Genomic DNA, 18,932 nt, shown 5'->3' on the forward strand with positions numbered 1-18,932 from the left:
TGTCCAGTTTTTCAAACAAATGGAGACGCATGTGACTGCAAAGACTGGGCCGCTCAGCGGCCTGAAGGTCATAGAGATGGCCGGGCTCGGACCGGCTCCCATGTGTGCGATGCTCCTGGCGGACCTGGGCGCGACGGTGATCCGGGTCGACCGGCGAACGCCGGCCGACCTTGGCATTCAGCGCCCCCGGAAGTACGACCTGCTGCTGCGCAACCGCGACGTCATTGGCGTGGACCTCAAGGATCCAGCGGCAATCGAGCTGGTCCTGACGCTCGTGGACAAGGCCGACATTCTCCTGGAAGGGTTCAGGCCGGGGGTGATGGAGCGACTCGGCCTGGGGCCGGACGTTGCGCTGGGTCGCAATGGAAGACTGGTCTATGGGAGAGTGACGGGCTATGGCCAGGATGGTCCCTTGGCGCAGGCCGCCGGACACGATTTGAACTACGTCGCCATGGCGGGCGCTATTGCAGCGCTGGGTCGCCCGGGACAGAAGCCGACCGTTCCGATCAGTGTCATCGGTGATTACGGTGGCGGCTCGCTATACCTGGCCTTTGGCGTGCTGGCGGCCCTGTTTGAAACAGGTCGATCCGGGAAAGGCCAGGTGGTCGATGCAGCGATGGTGGATGGCGTAGCGTCGCTCCAGACGATCTTCCTCGGTTTACTGGGAGCGGGGATGTGGCAAGGCGAGCGCGGCAACAACCTCCTGGACGGCGGCGCGCATTTCTATGAAGTCTACGAGTGTGCCGACGGCGAGTTCATATCGGTTGCTGCGGTGGAGCAGCGCTTCTATGACGAGCTCCTTGAACGACTGGAAATCTCCGCCGAACAGATCGGGCCCCACACTGATCCGCACAACTGGCCCAAGGGCAAGGCCATCCTCGCCGAGCGCTTCAAGCGTCGCCCGCGCGCCGAATGGTGCGAAATCCTGGAAGGCACCGATGTCTGCTTCGCGCCGGTGCTCTCCTGGGGGGAGGCGGCGAAGCACCCGCACCTGCAGCAGCGTGGCACCTTTTGCGAAATCGAAGGAGTGCTGCAACCCGCCGTCGCTCCCCGCTTCAGTCGCACGGCCCCGGGTGCGCCCGTGGGGCCGAAAGAGATCACCTCCCGGAACAACACCGCCGCACTCGAACAGTGGCTCGACGCAGATGCAGTCGAAGCGCTGCGCCGGGCTGGCACCATTTCCTGAATTCCGATGATCAATCCCGCTGCGGTCCGGAGCTGGCCTTTCGGCGACATCGTCCATTCGTACGACGAGCGCGATGTGATGCTCTATGCGCTGGGCGTGGGCCTGGGCGCCGACCCCACCGACGAGCGCCAGCTGAATTTTGTCTACGAGAAGTGCCTGAAGGTCGTGCCCACCATGGCGGCGATCATCGGCAGCCCAGGCACCTGGTACCGGGATCCGGTCTCGGGAATCGCCTGGGAGCACATGCTGCATTCGGAGCAGGACCTCCAGCTGTTCGCCTCATTGCCTACAGCGGGCACATTGATAGGGAGAAACAGGGTTCATGCGCTGCATGACCGCGGCACCGGCAAGGGCGCATTGATGGGAATAGAGCGTGACATTGTCGATAGGGAAGGCTGCATCCTTGCGCGCGCGCGGCGTATCGATGTGCTGCGCGTCGACGGCGGCTTCGCTGCGACGGACACACAGAATGATCCCAGGCCCGAAAGGCTGCCGGAGTTGCCCGAAGACATGGGCCCGGCAGCGGCGGCAGTGGACCTGGACCTGCTGCCGCAGGCCGCACTGATCTACCGCCTCAGCAGCGATCGAAACCCGCTGCACGTCGATCCCGCCGTTGCGCGGCGCGCAGGCTTCGAAAGACCCGTGATGCATGGGCTTGGGACGTTCGGGCTGGCGGCGTGCGCCGTCCTGCGCGTGTGCTGCGGGTGGGATCCCGTGCGCCTGCGTCGCCTGGCCGTGCGCTTCAGTTCTCCTGCCTTCCCCGGCGACACGCTGAGGGTCAGCTTCTGGCCCACGGGTCCAGGGCGGTTCGCCATGCGAGCGGAGGCGATCAATCGCAGTGCGCGCATCCTCGACAACGGCATCGTCGAAGTCGCCAGTCCTTCTACTGCCACGCCGCCACTGCGGAGCGTCTGACCGGCGGACGGGCGGACACCCCGGCAGGTCAGCGATGGGTGAAGTCAGGGAGGCGCTTTTCGAGAAATGCCTTCATCCCCTCGTGTGCGTCCTCACTGGCAAAGCGCGCATGCAGCTGGCGTCGTTCGAATCCTATGCCTTCCGAGAGCGATGCCTCCCAAGCGCGGTTGACCGCTTCCTTCAGCGCCATCAACGCGGGCAGGGAGAACCCGGCGACGCGAGCCGCTAACGCATGGCTTTCCTCGCGCAGTTTCTCGTCGGGCACCACGCGTGACACCAGGCCGAAGCGATCAGCTTCGGTCGCGTCGATCACCCGCGCCGAGAGGCACATGTCCATGGCCTTGGCCTTGCCGATAGCGCGTGGCAGGCGCTGCGTACCGCCGGCCCCGGGGAGGAGCGCCAGCTTGATCTCCGGCAGCCCGAACCTTGCGCTTTCGGCGGCGATCACGATGTCACACGCCAAGGCCAGTTCGCAGCCGCCGCCCATGGCGACGCCAGCGACAGCGGCGATCACGGGCTTTCGCACCTTGCGGATCGTTTCCCAGTTGCGAGTGATGAAGTCGCTGCGGTAGACGTCCATGTAGCTCCAGTGCGCCATGGCCGAGATGTCCGCGCCGGCGGCGAAGGCTTTGTCACCGCCGGTGATCACGATGGCGCCAATGGTGTCATTCGCGTCGAAGTCGAGCAATGCTGCCCCCAAGGCATCCATGAGCGCGTCATCCAGTGCATTCAACTGGCGCGGGCGATTCAAGGTGAGCACGCCCACACGCCCGATGGTCTCGATCAGTACGACAGGTTCGGTTATGGGCATGGTGGCAGCGGGCGCAGCGCGAATCGATCTACTTGGCGTACTTGCGGAAGTCAGGTTTACGCTTTTCCATGAGCGCATTGACCCCTTCCCGCGACTCTTCGGTGTCGTAGTAGAGCCTGAGCGCGTACATTCCCATGCCGGCGATACCGCTCTGGTGCGCGGTGTCCATGTTGAAGCTGCGCTTTGCGATGGCGATCGCGGTGGGGCTGCGCTCGCAGATCGTCTCGGCCCACTGCTGAACTTCCGCGTCGAGCTGCTCGTGTGGCACGCAGGCATTCGCGAGCCCCATCGCGACTGCTTCCTGGCCCGAATAGCGCTTGTTCAGATACCAGATCTCGCGCGCCTTCTTCTCGCCGACGACGCGGGCCAGGAAAGCCGTGCCGTAACCGGGATCGACCGAGCCCATCTTGGGGCCCACCTGCCCGAATATCGCCTTCTCGGAGCAGATGGTGAGGTCGCAAATTGTGCACAGCACGTTCCCGCCACCGATGGCATAGCCTTGCACCCGGGCGATGACCGGCTTCGGAACGTCACGGATCGCAGTGTGCAGTTCCTCCATTGGGAGCCCGATAGTGCCGCGTCCGTCGTAGTTGCCGTTGTGCGCCGACTGGTCGCCGCCGGTGCAGAAGGCACGGTCGCCGGCGCCGGCCAGCACGATGCAGCCCACGTTGCGGTCGTAACCTGCCTTGTTCAGCGCCTTGATCAGCTCGTCGCAGGTCTGCCCGCGAAACGAGTTCATCTTCTCAGGGCGGTTGATCGTGATCCAGGCAACGCCGTTGCGAATCTCGTAGAGGATGTCTTCGAAGTCCATGCAGTGTCCTTGGGAAAAAAAAGGAGATCAGCCAGCCATGGTCAGTCCACCGGATACGCTCAGTACCTGTCCGGTGACGAAGGCGGCGTCATCGCTCGCAAAGAACGCAATGGCGCCGGGCAGGTCATCCGGCTGGCCCAGGCGGCCCAGCGGAATGGAGCGGCGGAAAGCCTCCTCCAGCTTGACCGGGTCGCCGGCGCCTTTCTTGTAGTCGGCGAACAGCGCGGTGTCGGTGGGGCCGGGACAGACGACGTTCACAGTAATGTTGTGGCGCGAATGCTCGCGCGCGAGCGTCTTGGAGAACGCGACCAGTCCGCCCTTGCAGGCTGCGTAGACAGCCTCGCCGGAGGAGCCCACCCGCGCAGCGTCCGAGGCGATGTTGACGATGCGGCCTGCCTTGCGTTCGACCATCCCAGGCAGCACCGCGTGGTGCATGTGCAGCGCCCCGGTGAGGTTTACGGCGATCAGCTTGTCCCACTCGTCTGGCTGGGTCTTCGTGAATGGTTTGAAGATGTCCCAGCCAGCGTTGTTGACCAGCACGTCGATAGGCCCGAGTTGCGCCTGCGCGGCCGCCACCGCTGTGTCAACCTCGGCACGGCTGGTGATGTTGCAGCGAAAAGCGTACGCCTGGTTGCCCGCGTCGCGAATGGCTGCCGCCACGGATTCGGCGGCGTCCAGGTTCATGTCGAACACGGCAACGCGCGCGCCTTCCTGCGCCAAGCGGCGGCAGGTGGCGCCGCCGATGCCGCCGCCGCCGCCGGTCACGATAACGGTCCTTCCTTCAAATCGTTGCATGCTGCTCTCCATAGAGGTTCAGGTAGTGCCTTGCGAGCCTGCGGCCGACAGCCGAAACGCGCTAGATATGACAATTAGTTGTCCTAGTATAGGTGCTGGCCACATTGCTGACAAGCGGTTCATTCGGACCTGGTTGGGCTCGACTTTGCTAGCTTTGCTAGCTTTGCATGCGCTGCAGCGCGGGCTACCGATCTTCATCTGCATCGGTGCAGATGAATTGCAAACCAGACAACCCGTTGCTCAGGCTATCTTTGGGTGCGGCAGACGGCCGGAAGCCGTGCGCGCCAGACGCGGGCACGGCTCCCCATCGGCGGTCCTGTCGATCTACTTGGGTGCGTTTGCCGTCCCCGTGTCCTTCACGACCTTGGCCCACTTGACGACCTCCTTCTGCACGAAGTTCTGCAGCTCGGCAGGCGTGCTGGGGGTGATGTCCACACCTTGTGCCTGCAGCTTCTGCGCCGTAGCCGGATTCGCAAGGGCAGTGTTCAGTGCTGCGTTGAGCTGCGTGACGACCGGAGTTGGTGTGCCGGCGGGAGCGAAGAGGGCGTACCAGGTGGTGGCGACATAGCCGGGCAAGGCCTTTTCCGTGACGGTCGGCACGTCCGGGGCCAGTGGAGAGCGGCGGGCGCTGGTGATCGCGAGGGGACGTACCTTGCCCGTTTGCACGTGCGGCAGCAGGGTGATTGCGCTTGACAACAACACCTGCACGTCACCTGCCATCACGGCGGGCACCGCTTGGCCCGACCCCTTATAGGGGATGCGGGTCATCTTGATTCCGGCCATGTCGCTGAAAAGCTCGGTCGCGAGCATAGTGATGCTTGCTGAAGAGCCGTAGTTCAGATAAGTCGGCTTGGACTTGGCCAACTCGATCAACTCCTCCGTGGTTCGAGCCTGCACGGACGGGTGAACCACCAGCAGATTGGGCGAGTCGCCGATCATTCCGATGGGTGCGAAGTCCTTCACGGGGTCCACTTTGGAGTTCGTATATAGGCTCGCGTTGATCGCATGGCTGCTGACACCGACCATCACCGTGTAGCCGTCCGGCTCGGCTCCGGCGACGAACTGCGTCGCGATGAGGCTGTCGGCCCCTGGCTTGTTGTCCACGATGATCGGCTGCCCCAGGATGTTGCCCATGGATTCCGACAAGGTGCGTGCGACCACGTCAGAGGCTCCGCCGGCGGCGAAGCCGACTACGAAGCGGATGGGTTTGCTGGGATACCGCGCTTGGGCCACAGCCGACGTCGTGAGCGAAGCTGCGATGAGGGAGCAGGCCGCTAGTTTGGCGAACTTGAACATGGTGTCTCCTGAGGGGTGATGAGATGATGGAAGGCTCTTCAAATACGGGAGTGCGCGAGCCGCGCATGAGCCCCTTTTCAGGGGACCAGCCACACTCCTTCTGTCTTGCGCGTTCGCCACGGTAGGCGCGGCTATAAGCCTTGTTGCGAATGAAGCCGTGGAGCCGCCGCGCATTTGTCTCTCCTAAGTGGCGCTAAGCACCCCGCACGCGTGCGATGAGGGCGTCAAGGGCTGCGCGGTGTTCCGCTGTGTCCTCGAGCACTGCCATGTGCGAGGACACCATGTCCAGGTGCGTTGCCAGGGGCAGCGTCTGGCTCTGGTAAACAGCTCTCTTGAAAAACCGGACCGCCTGCGGCGATTGGGACGCGATCTGCCGGGCGAGCTCGTAAGTGGCAGGAAGAAGGTCTGCATCATCGACCACGCGATTCACCATGCCGATGCGCTCCGCTTCGTCCGAACGAACTTCACGACCCGTCCAGAACAACTCCAGTGCGCGCGCGACGCCGATCAAGCGCGGCAGGAAGTAGGTGCCGGCGTCACCGGCGATCAATCCGAGGCGGATGTAGCTCTCGCTGAATACGGCAGATCTGGCCATGATCCGCAGGTCGCACATCAGGGCCATGTCGCAACCGGCGCCACTGGCTGCACCGTTCACGGCTGCGATCACCGGCTTGTCCGCCCGTTCCAGGGCGAAGGCGATCTTGTGCACGTGCTCCCAGAGGAAATTTTTCCGGGCTAGGCTGTCCTGGGTACGGAATTTGATGACTTCGTCCAGGTCACCGCCCGCGCAGAATGCCTTGCCCGACCCGGTGACTACGATGACGCGTACCTCTGGATCGGCCAGAGCGCTCGAGAGGCGCTCGTGCCAACGGTCGATCATCTCGACGTCGAACGCGTTGCGCCGCTCGGGCCGATTGAGCGTGAGTGTCGCTACGCCGTGGTCGTCGGTATTCAGAATGACTGGACCGTCGGTTTTCATGCGCTTAACAGGTCGGGGCTATCTGACAACATATTGCCCCAATATAGGCGCCGCAGATTGGAAAGGCAAGCCGTACGGGTGTATACCCGTAGCGCGAGGATCGATCGGCTCGCCCGTGGGTGTGCGACAACCTATTGCACTACAAGTTCCGGCCGCGCCGCAACCTCTACAGGGCTAAGGTACTGACGAAGTTCTGCGCGAGCCGCTTCTCGCGGGCTGCGCTGAAGACAAGGGCGAGACCGACTTTCAGCAGTTCCTTGTGGTCGGCGAGCGGGCGGAACTCCACTGCCTGTCCGGAGCTCGCCCTGGACGATTCAGGCACCAGTGCAACGCCAAGGCCGCTCTCTACCAGACTGATGATGGTCTGGATTTGGAGCGCCTCCTGGGCGACGTTCGGCTCGAAGCCCGAGCGCCGACAGGCCAAGGCGATGATCGCGTTCAGTGACGGCGCTCGTGTCCTCGAGAACTGGATGAACGGCTCTTTCGCCAGGTCGTGCAGACAAAGACGGGGTTTAGAAGCGAGGCGGTGGCCGCGCGGAATGGCTGCCACTAAAGGATCGTCCTCCAGCAGCCGGGTGGAGAGCCCGGCTGCGTCTATCAGGGGATGGCGCACGATTCCGCAATCAACTAGGCCACTGCGTACGCTCTCGACTATCTCCAGCGACGTGCTCTCGAGCAGCTCCAGCTTGACCTCCGGATAGCGGCGACGGAACTCCGGCAGATATCTCGGCAGGATGCGATAGCTGGCACCCCCCACGAACGCGATCCGCAGCAGGCCCGCTTCGCCCCTCGCAACCGCCGTGGCAAGGCGGCTGATGTCGTCGATATGCGCCAGCGCACTGCGGGCGGATTCAAGAGCGATCTGCCCGGCTTCGGTCAGGGTGGTGTTCCTCGTCCCGCGCTCCAGGAGTTTCGCGCCAATCTCTTCTTCCAACTTCCGGATTGAGATCGAGAGTGCGGGCTGCGCGATGTGCAGCGTCTGCGCCGCTCGGCTGAAATTTCTCGCCTCGGCGACTGCCAGGAAATGGCGCAGCTGTCGCAGTTCCATTATTAATATCGCTTATGACGAATGCCCTAACTTATATTTTACAGCGACGAGTTCCCTCTCTACCATGGGTGCATCAGGAGACCTTGCATGAAGACTTTGGACGACCTTCAGGGGAAGGTGGCGCTGGTGACCGGCTCCACGGAAGGGCTGGGCCTGCGCATCGCGGAAAACCTGGCGCGACGAGGCGCTCGCGTGGTCCTGAACGGACGCAACACGACCAAGGGCGCCCACGCGGTTGACGAGTTGCAGCGCGCCACCGGCAGTGAAGTGGCTTCGTTCGTCGCAGGCGACTGCGCTGACCATGACGCCGCAACACAAGTGGCGCAGCGCGCTGCGCAGGGAGGGGCCATCGACATTCTCGTGAGTTGTGGAGCGACAGGCGCGGTACGTCCGATGCCATTCGCCGAAATGTCCGGCCGCGAAATCTTCGACAGCTTCAACTCGCGTTTTTTCGCGCGCATTAACCCCGTTCATGCCGCCTTGCCCTATTTGCGGCAGCGTGGCGGTGCGGTGGTTCTCATGGGCACTGACGCGGCGCGACACCCGACTCCGGGCGAATCAATGGTGGGGGCTTTCGGCGCAGGCGTCATCCTGCTGACGAAGGCTCTGGCGCGAGAGTTCGCCCGCTGGAATATCCGGGTCAACGGGTTGGCCCTGACGATTACCTCGGAAACCGCGAGCTATTCCCGCGTGTTCTCCGAGCAGACCTTTCAGACCCGCCTCTTCGAGAAGGCGCTGGGGAAGTTTCCGTCGGGCCGCCCGCCCAATGCGACGGAAGTGGCGAACGTGGCAACTTTCCTCGCGACAGACGACTCGGCGCAGGTGACGGGCCAGACGATCAGCGTTAACGGTGGACTTTCCTTTGGAGGCTGGTAGGCGCAGGCCGCAGAACAATATGACTACGAGAACCGGAGCCATTGAGGGCGTGAGGATCATCGACCTGACGCGGGTGATCGCCGGCCCATTGGCGGGGCAGGTCCTGGCGGACCTCGGTGCGGAGGTGATCAAGGTGGAGCGTCCAGTCGTCGGGGACGACGTGCGACACCTCGGTCCTCCATGGATGAAGGACAAGGAAGGCAACGTCCTGAAAGAGGCGACTTATACAGCGGCGGTGAATCGGGGAAAGCGGTCCGTGACGCTCGACTTCGCGCAGCCTGAAGGCGCGGACTTGCTGCGGCGGATGATTTCCGGGGCCGATGTTCTCCTGGAAAATTTCCGCCCCGGAACGCTGGACAAGTACGGGCTGGACTATGCAACGCTCGCCCGCGACAATCCTCGGCTGATCTACTGCTCCGTAAGCGGCTTCGGCCAGACGGGCCCGTACAGAGAGCGGCCGGGGTACGACTTCCTGATGCAGGGCATGGCCGGTGTCATGTCCGTCACCGGCAAGCCGGGCACGGGGCCGACTCGCGCGGGGCTGCCGATCGCCGACTACGCGGCAGGGTTGACAGCTGCAATCGGCGTGCTGGCGGCATTAAACCACCGCCATGTTTCCGGCAAGGGCCAGAGCATCGACGTCGCACTGTTCGACTGCCAAGTTTCGATGATGCTCAACGTATTCTCCGCTTGGTTCAACAGCGGTGTGACGATCGAGCAATCGAATGACCACCCCAGCGCATGCCCGCACGGCGTGTTCCCCACCGCGGACGGCCACATCATCATTGCAACTATGAACGACACGCAGTTCGGACGCGTGGCGACGCTCCTGGGACACCCCGAGTGGGCGTTCGATTCCCGTTTCGCCAGGAACGGCGGGCGCGTGGAACACCGGGACGATCTGATTGCGCTCATGTCGGCTCGGCTGAGGACTTGCGAAAGCCGTGTCTGGCTGAGCGAACTTGAGGCAGCCAACATCCCTGCCGGCCCGATCAACCGGATCTCGGATCTAGCCGGCGACCCTCAACTGTCTGCCCGGGAGATGGTTGTCAGTTTCCCGGATGCGGTTAAAGGAGTCGTGAAAACCGCCGGTAATCCGGTAAAGCTCTCCGGGACTCCGGTGCGCTACACCCTGCCACCGCCCGCTCTCGGCGAGCACACCCATGAAGTGCTCGCGCGCGAACTGGGAATGTCCGACATCGAAATTGCCGCGCTGCGCGAGCGATCCATCATTTGAAAGCGGTATACAGATGCTGAACGAAGACCATCGCCAAGTACAGGATCTCCTGCGCAGGGTCGCAAGAGAACAGGTCGCCCCGCGGGCGGCCGACATCGATCGCACCGCGGAGTATCCGCAGGATATGTTCGATCTACTGAAGGGCTTGGGGATCTTTGCCCTGCCCTTTCCGGAGGAGTACGGCGGCGCAAACAGCACTTTGAGCGCCTGTCTCGCGGTGGAGGAGCTCGGCCGCGTTTGCTACAACACCGCGTACCTCTTGGTGGTGCAGTGGACCGCCTTCGGCGCGGTGCTTTCCGGCGGGACGGACGACCAGAAGCGTCAGCTTCTTCCTGACCTCGCCAGTGGGGCGCGCCGCGCATCGATTTCGGTCACGGAACCCCAGAGCGGCTCGGACGTGAATGGAATTAAGACACGCGCGCATCGGCGCCCTGGCGGCTACAGCATTTCGGGTGCCAAGGTTTGGTGCACAGGCGCGCCAATCTCCGACTATATCCTCGTGGCCGCCCGCACCGGCGACGACAACACGCCGGCCGGAATCAATTTCTTTCTCGTGGAACGCGGGACGAAGGGCTTCGAGATCGGGCGCAAGGAAGAGAAGATCGGTGCCCGCGGCATCCCCTCGTGTCCACTCTTTCTCGATGACGTTTTCGTCCCCACTGAGAATTGCCTCGGCCTAGAAAAGGGCGGGTTCAAGCGGGTGATGGAGGCGTTCAACACTGCTCGTCCGATTCACGCCGCGCGCGGCGTCGGACTGGCGCAAGGTGCGATGGACCACGCAATTGAATTCACCCAAAGCCGGCGTGCGTTTGGTCAAACGGTCGACAATTTTCAAGGCGTGCGCTGGATTCTGGCCGATATGTCCATCCAGATCGAAGCAGCTCGCAGCCTTGTCTATCGCGTTGCCCAGATGATCGACGATGGTCTGTCGGGCAAAGCTCTGGCTCCGATGGCCGCGACTGCCAAGACGTTTGCCACCGACACTGCGATGAAGGTGAGCATTGACGCAGTCCAGCTCTTCGGCGCCTCTGGGATCACGGCGGAATACCCCATAAACAGGTATATGCGTGATGCCAAGGTCCTGCAGATCATTGAAGGTACAAACCAAATTCAGCGAAACATCGTCGCCAACGCCCTGTTAGGGCCGGTGCGCCACTAACAAAAGGGAGCTAGCATGAAAACAGTTGGCCTGGGCTTCTATTACGAAGACATGCCTGTCGGGCTTAAGTTCAAGACGATCGGTCGAACTGTCACGGAGACGGATCTCGTTAACTTCGTGAATTGCACCGGAATGGTCGAAGTGTTGTTCACCAATGCGGAGTTCAGGCAGAAGGAGTCAGACATTAAGAGCAGGCTCGTGCCCGCAATGCTGGCGCAAACTTTCGCTGAAGGGCTGCTGGTGCAAGCGACCATGCAACATACGGGGTTTGCCTTTTTAGGCATGGAACTGAACGTGGTTTCGCCCACCATTGTCGGAGACACGATCCACGTGGAGGTGGAGGTGCTTGAGGCGAGACTTTCCAAAAGCCGGCCCCATCGCGGGCTGGTGCGCACCCGCAATCAGGTGGTTAAGCAGACCGGCGAGGTGGTCCTGACCTACACGCCCACACGGATGATCAAGTGCCGTAGTGGAGTTTCTTGAGCGATACGATGGTTAACTTCCGGTGGTTTCCGGCGAGTGATGGAAGCGAAGTGCTCAATCCGTTGCTTTCGATGAGACGCGGCGCATAATTGCGATGTCAGTCCGTTGGCTCGCCAGAGGTCTCGTCATCGACCTTCTTCATGTTTTCGAGCAACTTGAGCATGTAGTGCAGGGCGTGAGTCAGGTCGTTAGTCGAGAAGTCTTTGAGAGCCTTCTCGTAGTACACGCGTATTTTGGGAAGTGCATCCTGTTCCCAAACCTTGCGGCCCGGAGTTGTCATGACGATCAGGCGCGCACGACCGTCCGAAGGATCGGCGGCGGATTGCACGTGCCCGTCTCGTTCCATGCGGCTGAGAACTCCCGCAAGGTTCTGCCGACTCACCATTAAGTATCGCGCAAGATCCCCGACGCTCATGCCGCCTCCGGCTTCAGCCCTGGAGAGCGCACCGAGAATGGCCCACTGTTGAGTTGTCAAACCCTCGTCGGCGACGGCGCGGCTGCCGGTCTTGTGCAGCATATTCGCGCATTGATAGAGCCTAAAGAAGAACCGGTTTGCGAGTTCGAGACGGACTTCCTTCATCACAGGTCCTGGTTGTGTTGGCTGGTATGACATGCTAGTCAGGGTGTGCGAGCTTCAATCCGAGTCACGTACTTCCGCTCCGCGTGACCGTGAAGAGCATACCAAGCTGTTCACAGCGGCCGCCCAGCAACCAGGTTGAGATCAAACTTGTTCCTCGAGCGGATCCGCCACCGCTGGAACCCACCCCTGTGGACAAACCTGGTCTCTGCAATCCGCTGGCGCATCATTCAAGGCCGGAGCGATGGTCGTTGTGCAGCGGCCCTCAGCTCGTGAGGTCGCCAGGGAAGCCATCCCCATCCGATTCGCATACGCGCGCGAGCTTCATCAAGCCCTCTTCAGCGCACCTTCCCCGTCATTCCGGTGTGCCGCACGTGTTCAGTGAGCGCCCGTGGCCGCCGCCCAAGAACTCCGGCGGTAGCGCTCAAAGTGCGGGTTCTCTGCAAGTGGTCGGGTGTAGCTAATCGTTGTTGTCCTACGCGGGCCCAGCTTGCCCCGCGATCTCTCGCTCGTTCCGGTGATCACCGGTTCTTGTGAGTCTCATTGCGTTAGCTTAATGGTCACGGATTTGGTTTCAAGAAAGCTCTCGAGGTGCTGCGCGCCCGACTCGCGCCCATACCCGCTCATCTTGTAGCCGCCAAAAGGTACGGCCGGGTCCATCGCTGAATAAGAATTGACCCACACGGATCCGGCCCTGACGCCCCTGGCCACCCGATGCGCCGTGCTGATGTCGCTCGTCCAGATGCCGGCGGCCAATCCATACGCGGTGGCATTAGAACGTGCGATAACTTCCTCCACACTGTCGAACGGGAGCGCGGAAAGCACCGGCCCGAAGATCTCCTCGCGTGCGATTGTCATGTCGTCAGTCACGTCGGCGAATACGGTCGGCTGCACGAAGAACCCCATTCCACCTGCCACTTCCACCGCACGTGCGCCACCGTGCAGGAGCCGGGCCCCTTCCGAGACCCCGGTTTCCATGTACGCGATGACGCGGTCCACCTGGCGCGCTGAAATCAGCGGGCCCATGTCGGTAGCTGGGTCCATGCTATCGCCGACCTTTAGGGTGCGAGCGAAGTCCGTCACGCGCGCGAGGAAGTCCTCGTAGATACTTCGCTGAACGAAAAGGCGGGTTCCTGCCGCGCAAACCTGCCCTGCGTTGGCAAATACAGCCATGGCCGCCGCGGGCACTGCGGCGGCGATGTCCGCGTCCGCGAAGACGATGTCGGGCGACTTGCCTCCGAGCTCCACCGTTACGCGCTTGAGGTTGCCAGCGGACGCGCGGACGATGGACTGGCCGACGGCGGTGGAGCCGGTGAAGCTAATCTTGTCCACGCCTGGATGCTGCGCCAGCGCGGCGCCTGCCTCGACCGCGCCGGGCACCAAGTTCACCACGCCGTCCGGGACACCGGCCTCGAGTAACAGTTCCCCGAAGCGTAGCGGGGTGAGCGCTGCTTCAGTTGGAGGCTTGATGACAATGGAGCATCCAGTCGCTAGCACCGGCGCAATCTTCCAAATCAGCATGTCCAGTGGCGCGTTCCACGCGAAAATTCCTCCCACCACGCCGACGGGCTCTTTAACGGTGTAGCTGAACGCTTCGCCGGGCACAGAGTTCTCGATGGTGGAGCCAGTGATATTGGTCGTCAAGCCAGCGTAGAAACGCAGCAACCCGATGTGTCGGCGGCGCCGACCAAGCGTCCGGCTGAGTGGGCCGCCGTAGTCCAGAGAATCCAAGCGCGCAAGTTCCTCATAGTGCTTCTCGACCAGGTCAGCCAGCTTCAGCAGGATCTGCTGCCGCTCGAATGGTTTGAACTTGCTCCAGGGACCCTGGAAAGCTCTGCGCGCCGCGCATACGGCGAGGTCTATGTCCTCTGCACCGCCATACGCCACATCCGCCAGAACAGCACCGGTGGAGAGATCAATAGACTGAAAGACCTTGCCGCTGAGGGAAGTGACCCACTTTCCGTCAATAAGCATCAGCTTGACCTTGCCATCGATGTACGGGTGTGAGCGGTTTATGGCGGGTGAAGTCATCATCAGCTCTGTGCTTTTTTTGCTATCGGGGCAGGGGGACCTCGTTCCGGTCGCCATTCATCTTGCGTTGGTGGGATGGTTGCGTATACCTACTCCTGGATCCGGAGCTTGTTTTCCAACGCGATTCTCGTGAACCTTGTGATTGCGTCGTCCACTCGCTCAGAGAACTGTTGTGATGAACTGCCTACCGGTACGTATCCCATCTCCGTGAGCCGGTTACGCATGCCGGGGCTCTTCACAATTTCGGTGAGGACGGCGTTGAGCTTCGACACCGTCGCTGGCGGCGTACCCTTCGGTGCGAAGACGCCCATCCAAAAACCGAAATCAAGATCGGGGACGCCAGCCTCCTTTGTGGAAGGCACTTGCGCCAGCGGTGCGTACCGCGAGTCACCCGTAACCGCCAGTGCCCGCAGCTTCCCATCCTCCACCTGACTCTTTACGAGCGCCGGGGTTTCCATAAGCAGGTGGACGTCACCGCGCAGTGCGGCCTGCAGGATCGCCGGCGCTCCCGCATAGGGGACATGGGTCAGATCAGCTCCAGTCCGTGATTTGAAATACTCCGTGACAAAGTGCGCACTGCTCCCGATGCCGACACTACCGAAGTTAACCTTGCCAGGGTTTGCTTTGGAATATGTGACTAATTCATCTAAGTTGAGAACTGGCAAGCTGGGGTGTACTGCTATGACAAGGGGCCGCGGACCACTTCGGCCACTGGCACTAGGTCCTTGCGCACCGCCTCCTCGAACTTTGCATTGGTCGCCGCCTGCCCGACCATGTTCGAGGCCCCGAACATGAGCGTATGGCCATCGGCGGGCGCTTGGGACAGCGCGGCCATTGCTACCCCGCTCGAGGCTCCTGGCTTATTCAGCACGACGACCGGCTGTTCTAGGCGCTCGGCCAGCTGCGCGCTGATAACCCTTGCAACCGTGTCGGTCACCGACCCGGCGGGGAGAGTCACCACCATGGTGATTGGCTTCGTGGGAAATCGCGATTCGGCTGGCGACTGCGCGTGTGGCGTGGAGAGGCCGCCGCATAGGGCGACGGTGAGCAGCGCGCGGACAGTAGCAGACTTTGTGTTCATTGCGGGCTCCAGTACAGGGGTTGGATATCAAGCTAATGCGCGGCGCATGCGACCTCCGCACGCTTGTAGCTCTTCAAGACTTCCTTGCGAGCACGTCTGCTCGGAGCCGCCTTCCGCGCGGCCGCAGAGTTGAGCAGATAAGTAATCGTGTTGTCCAATATAGGGTGCTCTGACAGGTGAAGGCAAGCGGTCTTCGGGTATACACGAAGAGGCGAGCATGGCGGTGCGGTTCAGGCGCTTATATAGCAACGTGATGACCTATGGCTGGCCGCGGAAAGCAGAGGTGCGCGCCGGGACAAACACCAAGCAAACCTGCTTTGCAGGTACCTGGGATATGGCTGACCATGCGACTCGTGCATGGTCGGAGTCCACGGAGAACGCATTTCCCCAATCACGACGAGGGTCGGCAGCAGCCCTCTATAGTCCCGATCCGGGAGGCCCACTAACAGTATTCCCGCACTAAGGAGCCCTCGTCACGGTAGGGAGGCCAGACGCCGCTATAGCGTGGCCTCTATCAGTTGCCCCACGGTCGGCGCGAGCACACGCGTGCCGAGCTACTCTAAAAGCGTCAGTTTGGGCGTTCGCCGATGATGGTGGCACGCATCATGCTGCGCACGTTCGGGTAGTAGTCGGAGATCGCGTAGTGCTGCACCGAGCGGTTATCCCAGAACACCACGGTGTCTTTCTCCCACTGGATGCGCACCTGGTACTCGGGCGTCCGTGCCTGACGAACGAGCAACTCGAATAGTTCACGTGCCTGCGTCGGAGCGTCGCGGTTCCAAACGCCTTCGTTCACTTGCCGATAGTTGGCGAAGTGGCTCGTGAATGCCTCGTTGACGTACAGAATCTTTTCGCCGCTTTCCGGGTGCGTTCGCACCACTGGATGCTCAACCGGCGGAAGCTCCTTGCGTAACTGCTCCCGACCCTCTGGTGTCGGCGTTCGGTTTCCGAACGCAACCGACGCATCATGGATCGCGCTCAGCTTAGCGATTTTTTCCTTCACGACGTCAGGAAGGCCTTCGAACGCGGCCACCATGTTAACGAAGATGGTGTCACCGCCGACTTCGGGACATTCGACGCAGCGCAGCACAGAACCCATGGAGGGCTTTTCGTTGAACGAGGTGTCCGAGTGGTAGACGTTCTCCGTCCCGACGCTGTCGCTGTTGTGCACGAATGTCACCAGCTCCGGCTGCTCGGGATGACGTTGGAGAATGGGATGCACCTCCAGGCTGCCGAAACGTCGAGCGAACGCGACGTGCTGCGCGGGCGAGATGTCCTGCCCGCGGAACACGAGCAGCTTGTGACGCACCAGAAGTTGGCGCATGGCGGTTAGGTCCGGTTCGCTAAAGGTCTCCGCAAGAGAGATTTCGGAGAGCTCAAGCCCGATGGCCTGGTCCACCGCGGCTTCGCAGCGCAGCAGGACGTTGCGGCCCTCGGCCGTGGAGGCTAACAGCAGGACGCGCCGGTTGGCCGGGTCGCCGCGCCGCTCGATCCAGCCGCGCTGCTCCAGGCCTGATGAAGTCGCCCATGCATCGGGCGGTGATGCGCGATTGTCGCGCCAGTTCGGCGGAGGTGGACGGCTCATCGTGCGCCACCAGGCTCGGGAACATGTACTGGCCGGCAGTGAGGCCGCGCGGCGCAAGCGATGAAAGCAATGGAACTGGTCGGGGCATGAGCCTCTTTGCGTGCCGCGGGGTGCGCATGAAGACTTCAGAAGACTCATATCGGCCTTCCAGCGCTTCTGAGTGACCTGTATGAACTCGGTCGCGATCCGGCCACCCACGCCATCGCCAGGCAAATCGAACACGAGTGTTTCCACACAGCCTCGGCCAGAAGCAGACATCCCGGTGGGCGCCTGCGAACTCCTGTCGCAGCTCGCGCAACTGCCGTCCCAGGTCGGCAGTTCTATCCTAGGCGAAATCAATCGTCACGAACAGGAAGCGATGAAGCGGAGCATGCGGATTTTCTCTGGGAAGGGGGCAGTGCGGGGTCGACATAACGGAACCCGAGCACCGTCTTGTGATCGACGAGCATGGCCGGCGAGGACGCTGTCTATGAAGACTTCGAGGAGAAGCTGAGCTGGCGCGCGCACGGTGCGATTCCCCCTCAGATGCTGCGCGAATCGGCCGGCGACCCCGAGCAGTGGTCGGCGAACCTGAAGGCCTATCCCTTCACCGATCCGGTACTGATCTCGACCTTCGCCGAAAGTGCGCCCCCGACGATCGCTTGGCTGAAGTCCAAGGGCGTGCAGTTCACCTACGGCAGTCCGATGCTGCTGCAAAAAGGCGGCCAGCGCCTCGCGCCCAGCTGCGGCGGACTAGCCATCGTGGAGGCGCTCGCCGCGTCGGCCGAGCAGCTGGGCGTCGAGGTGCGCTACGAGACCACCGGCCGGTCGCTGCTGCTCGACGACCGGGGCGATGTGTGCGGCCTGCGCGCATGGTCGAAGGAGAAAGGCGTGCACTCCATCGACGCCGGCGCGGTGGTGCTCGCCAGCGGCGGCTTCCAGGGAAACACAGAGATGCTCACGCGCTATGTCGGCGCGAATGCCTACTTGTCGCGTCCTGTATCGCCGGGCGGCATCTACAACAAGGGTGAAGGAATCGAAATGGCGCTCGCCGCGGGTGCGGCCGCAGCTGGCCAGTACGAGATGTTCCACGCCGAGCCGATTGACCCGCGATCGACCCGCCACGAGGCGCTGGTGGGCGCCCTGAATTACGGAATCCTCGTAAACAATGGTGGCCAGCGATTCTTCGACGAAGGCTCGGACGTGTATGAGTACATCTACGACGAGGTCAGCTGGACCATCATGCGGCAGAAGGGCGGCATTGCGTACTTTCTATTCGACACCAAGCTCTACGACGTTCCCAACGTGCGGGTGCGCCTGAGATCGGAGGTCGCTCCCATGCGGGCCTCGTCCGCGCGTGAGATGGCACAGCAGCTCGGCGTCCGGCCCGACGTGCTGGAGGCGACCCTGCGCAGCTACAACGCCGCCGTGCAAGACGGCGAGTTCGACCCGAAGGTACGCGACGGCAAATGTGCCGTCGGCATCACGCCACCGAAATCCAATTGGGCCCGCACGATCGACGAATCGGACCTGCATGCTTACCCGGTCATGTGCGCCAACACCTTCACTTGCGGCGGCGTGAAGATCGACAAGGACGGGCAAGTTCTCAATCGCGACGGCCATCCGATCCCAGGACTGTATGCCGCCGGAGAGATGGTCGGCTTCTACTACGGCCTGTATGTCGGCGCCACCTCGGTCCTCCGCGGTTTGGTGTTCGGTCGCCGCGCCGGGCAGCACGTCGCCGGTGCCCTAGGGCGCTGAGTGCCTCTATTGGCCTTGCCGGCCGGGTACGACCCTGCCGGCAAATATCGCGCCGGGTTCACCGTGCTGGCTCTGGCGGGCTCGGGCTTTTCTGCTACTGCACGGCTGCTTCCGCCCGAAAGCGGACCTTCGAGCCGACGCAATCCGGCGGGAAGTATGGCGGACTTAGCCTCTGCCAAAGTCAACTGCAATACTCGGATGGGGATGTGGCCAAAGAGGCGATGGCCGATGGGGGGCTCAAGGTGATATCGCGCAGGGCGAGGCCATCTGAAGCACCGGCGGCAGTCGCACCCGGCGCTAAGACGAGCCGGCCAGACCACCT

Annotated in this window: 16 protein-coding genes and 1 pseudogene; 7 read left to right on the forward strand and 10 right to left on the reverse strand. The window is 62.3% G+C overall.

Annotated elements, in window-relative coordinates; all coding sequences use genetic code 11:
• Positions 1-31 precede the first annotated feature (31 nt).
• Both WG922_RS10760 and WG922_RS10765 read left to right on the forward strand, forming a co-directional pair.
• Positions 32-1,186 (forward strand): CaiB/BaiF CoA transferase family protein, encoded by a 1,155-nt coding sequence (locus WG922_RS10760; RefSeq protein ID WP_445322817.1) that lies wholly within the window; start codon positions 32-34, stop codon positions 1,184-1,186.
• 6 nt (positions 1,187-1,192) lie between these two features.
• On the forward strand, positions 1,193-2,101 hold the full coding sequence (locus WG922_RS10765) for a MaoC/PaaZ C-terminal domain-containing protein (RefSeq protein WP_445322818.1): 909 nt from the start codon (positions 1,193-1,195) through the stop codon (positions 2,099-2,101).
• A gap of 28 nt (positions 2,102-2,129) precedes the next feature.
• Here WG922_RS10765 and WG922_RS10770 read toward each other — a convergent pair whose 3' ends face one another.
• The 6 genes from WG922_RS10770 to WG922_RS10795 all read right to left on the reverse strand — a co-directional run bounded on the left by WG922_RS10770 (position 2,130) and on the right by WG922_RS10795 (position 7,841).
• Entirely contained in the window at positions 2,130-2,912 is a 783-nt protein-coding gene (locus tag WG922_RS10770) for an enoyl-CoA hydratase (protein WP_340282581.1), read from the reverse strand.
• Positions 2,913-2,940: 28 nt separating this feature from the next.
• Positions 2,941-3,723 (reverse strand): 2-ketocyclohexanecarboxyl-CoA hydrolase, encoded by a 783-nt coding sequence (gene badI, locus WG922_RS10775; protein WP_340282582.1) that lies wholly within the window; start codon positions 3,721-3,723, stop codon positions 2,941-2,943.
• 27 nt (positions 3,724-3,750) lie between these two features.
• Complete coding sequence (badH, locus tag WG922_RS10780) at positions 3,751-4,518, reverse strand: 2-hydroxycyclohexanecarboxyl-CoA dehydrogenase (RefSeq protein ID WP_340282583.1); 768 nt, start codon at positions 4,516-4,518, stop codon at positions 3,751-3,753.
• 324 nt (positions 4,519-4,842) lie between these two features.
• Positions 4,843-5,814 carry a tripartite tricarboxylate transporter substrate binding protein gene (locus tag WG922_RS10785; protein ID WP_340282584.1) on the reverse strand — a complete coding sequence of 324 codons (972 nt, stop codon included), beginning with the start codon at positions 5,812-5,814 and terminating at the stop codon, positions 4,843-4,845.
• A gap of 193 nt (positions 5,815-6,007) precedes the next feature.
• Positions 6,008-6,793, reverse strand: coding sequence for an enoyl-CoA hydratase/isomerase family protein (locus WG922_RS10790; RefSeq protein WP_340282585.1), 786 nt, complete (start codon positions 6,791-6,793; stop codon positions 6,008-6,010).
• Positions 6,794-6,959: 166 nt separating this feature from the next.
• The gene (locus tag WG922_RS10795) at positions 6,960-7,841 is read right to left on the reverse strand and encodes a LysR family transcriptional regulator (RefSeq protein ID WP_340282586.1); all 882 of its coding nucleotides are present in this window, start codon (positions 7,839-7,841) and stop codon (positions 6,960-6,962) included.
• 87 nt (positions 7,842-7,928) lie between these two features.
• Between WG922_RS10795 and WG922_RS10800 the strand changes: the two genes are divergently transcribed.
• Genes WG922_RS10800 through WG922_RS10815 form a run of 4 tightly spaced genes read left to right on the forward strand, consistent with a single transcriptional unit; the run spans position 7,929 to position 11,596 of the window.
• Positions 7,929-8,717: an SDR family NAD(P)-dependent oxidoreductase gene (locus WG922_RS10800; protein WP_340282588.1), complete on the forward strand. Its 789-nt coding sequence runs from the start codon at positions 7,929-7,931 to the stop codon at positions 8,715-8,717.
• Positions 8,718-8,766: 49 nt separating this feature from the next.
• Positions 8,767-9,954, forward strand: a complete 1,188-nt coding sequence (locus tag WG922_RS10805) for a CaiB/BaiF CoA transferase family protein (RefSeq protein WP_340282590.1) — start codon at positions 8,767-8,769, stop codon at positions 9,952-9,954.
• 13 nt (positions 9,955-9,967) lie between these two features.
• Positions 9,968-11,113, forward strand: coding sequence for an acyl-CoA dehydrogenase family protein (locus tag WG922_RS10810; protein WP_340282592.1), 1,146 nt, complete (start codon positions 9,968-9,970; stop codon positions 11,111-11,113).
• 15 nt (positions 11,114-11,128) lie between these two features.
• The gene (locus tag WG922_RS10815) at positions 11,129-11,596 is read left to right on the forward strand and encodes a MaoC family dehydratase (protein ID WP_340282593.1); all 468 of its coding nucleotides are present in this window, start codon (positions 11,129-11,131) and stop codon (positions 11,594-11,596) included.
• Positions 11,597-11,693: 97 nt separating this feature from the next.
• Here WG922_RS10815 and WG922_RS10820 read toward each other — a convergent pair whose 3' ends face one another.
• The 4 genes and pseudogenes from WG922_RS10820 to WG922_RS10840 form a co-directional block, all read right to left on the reverse strand.
• Positions 11,694-12,176, reverse strand: a complete 483-nt coding sequence (locus WG922_RS10820; protein ID WP_340282595.1) for a MarR family winged helix-turn-helix transcriptional regulator — start codon at positions 12,174-12,176, stop codon at positions 11,694-11,696.
• A 537-nt stretch (positions 12,177-12,713) separates the two neighbouring features.
• Positions 12,714-14,207, reverse strand: coding sequence for an aldehyde dehydrogenase family protein (locus WG922_RS10825; protein ID WP_340282596.1), 1,494 nt, complete (start codon positions 14,205-14,207; stop codon positions 12,714-12,716).
• 86 nt (positions 14,208-14,293) lie between these two features.
• A pseudogene (locus WG922_RS21990) lies at positions 14,294-15,285 on the reverse strand (Bug family tripartite tricarboxylate transporter substrate binding protein).
• 568 nt (positions 15,286-15,853) lie between these two features.
• Positions 15,854-17,104, reverse strand: coding sequence for a TauD/TfdA family dioxygenase (locus WG922_RS10840; protein ID WP_340282599.1), 1,251 nt, complete (start codon positions 17,102-17,104; stop codon positions 15,854-15,856).
• Positions 17,105-17,317: 213 nt separating this feature from the next.
• Between WG922_RS10840 and WG922_RS10845 the strand changes: the two genes are divergently transcribed.
• Entirely contained in the window at positions 17,318-18,610 is a 1,293-nt protein-coding gene (locus tag WG922_RS10845) for an FAD-binding protein (protein ID WP_340282600.1), read from the forward strand.
• The last annotated feature ends 322 nt before the right edge of the window (positions 18,611-18,932 follow it).

It is taken from the genome of Ramlibacter sp. AN1015, from assembly GCF_037726105.1.
Lineage (GTDB): Bacteria > Pseudomonadota > Gammaproteobacteria > Burkholderiales > Burkholderiaceae_C > Ramlibacter.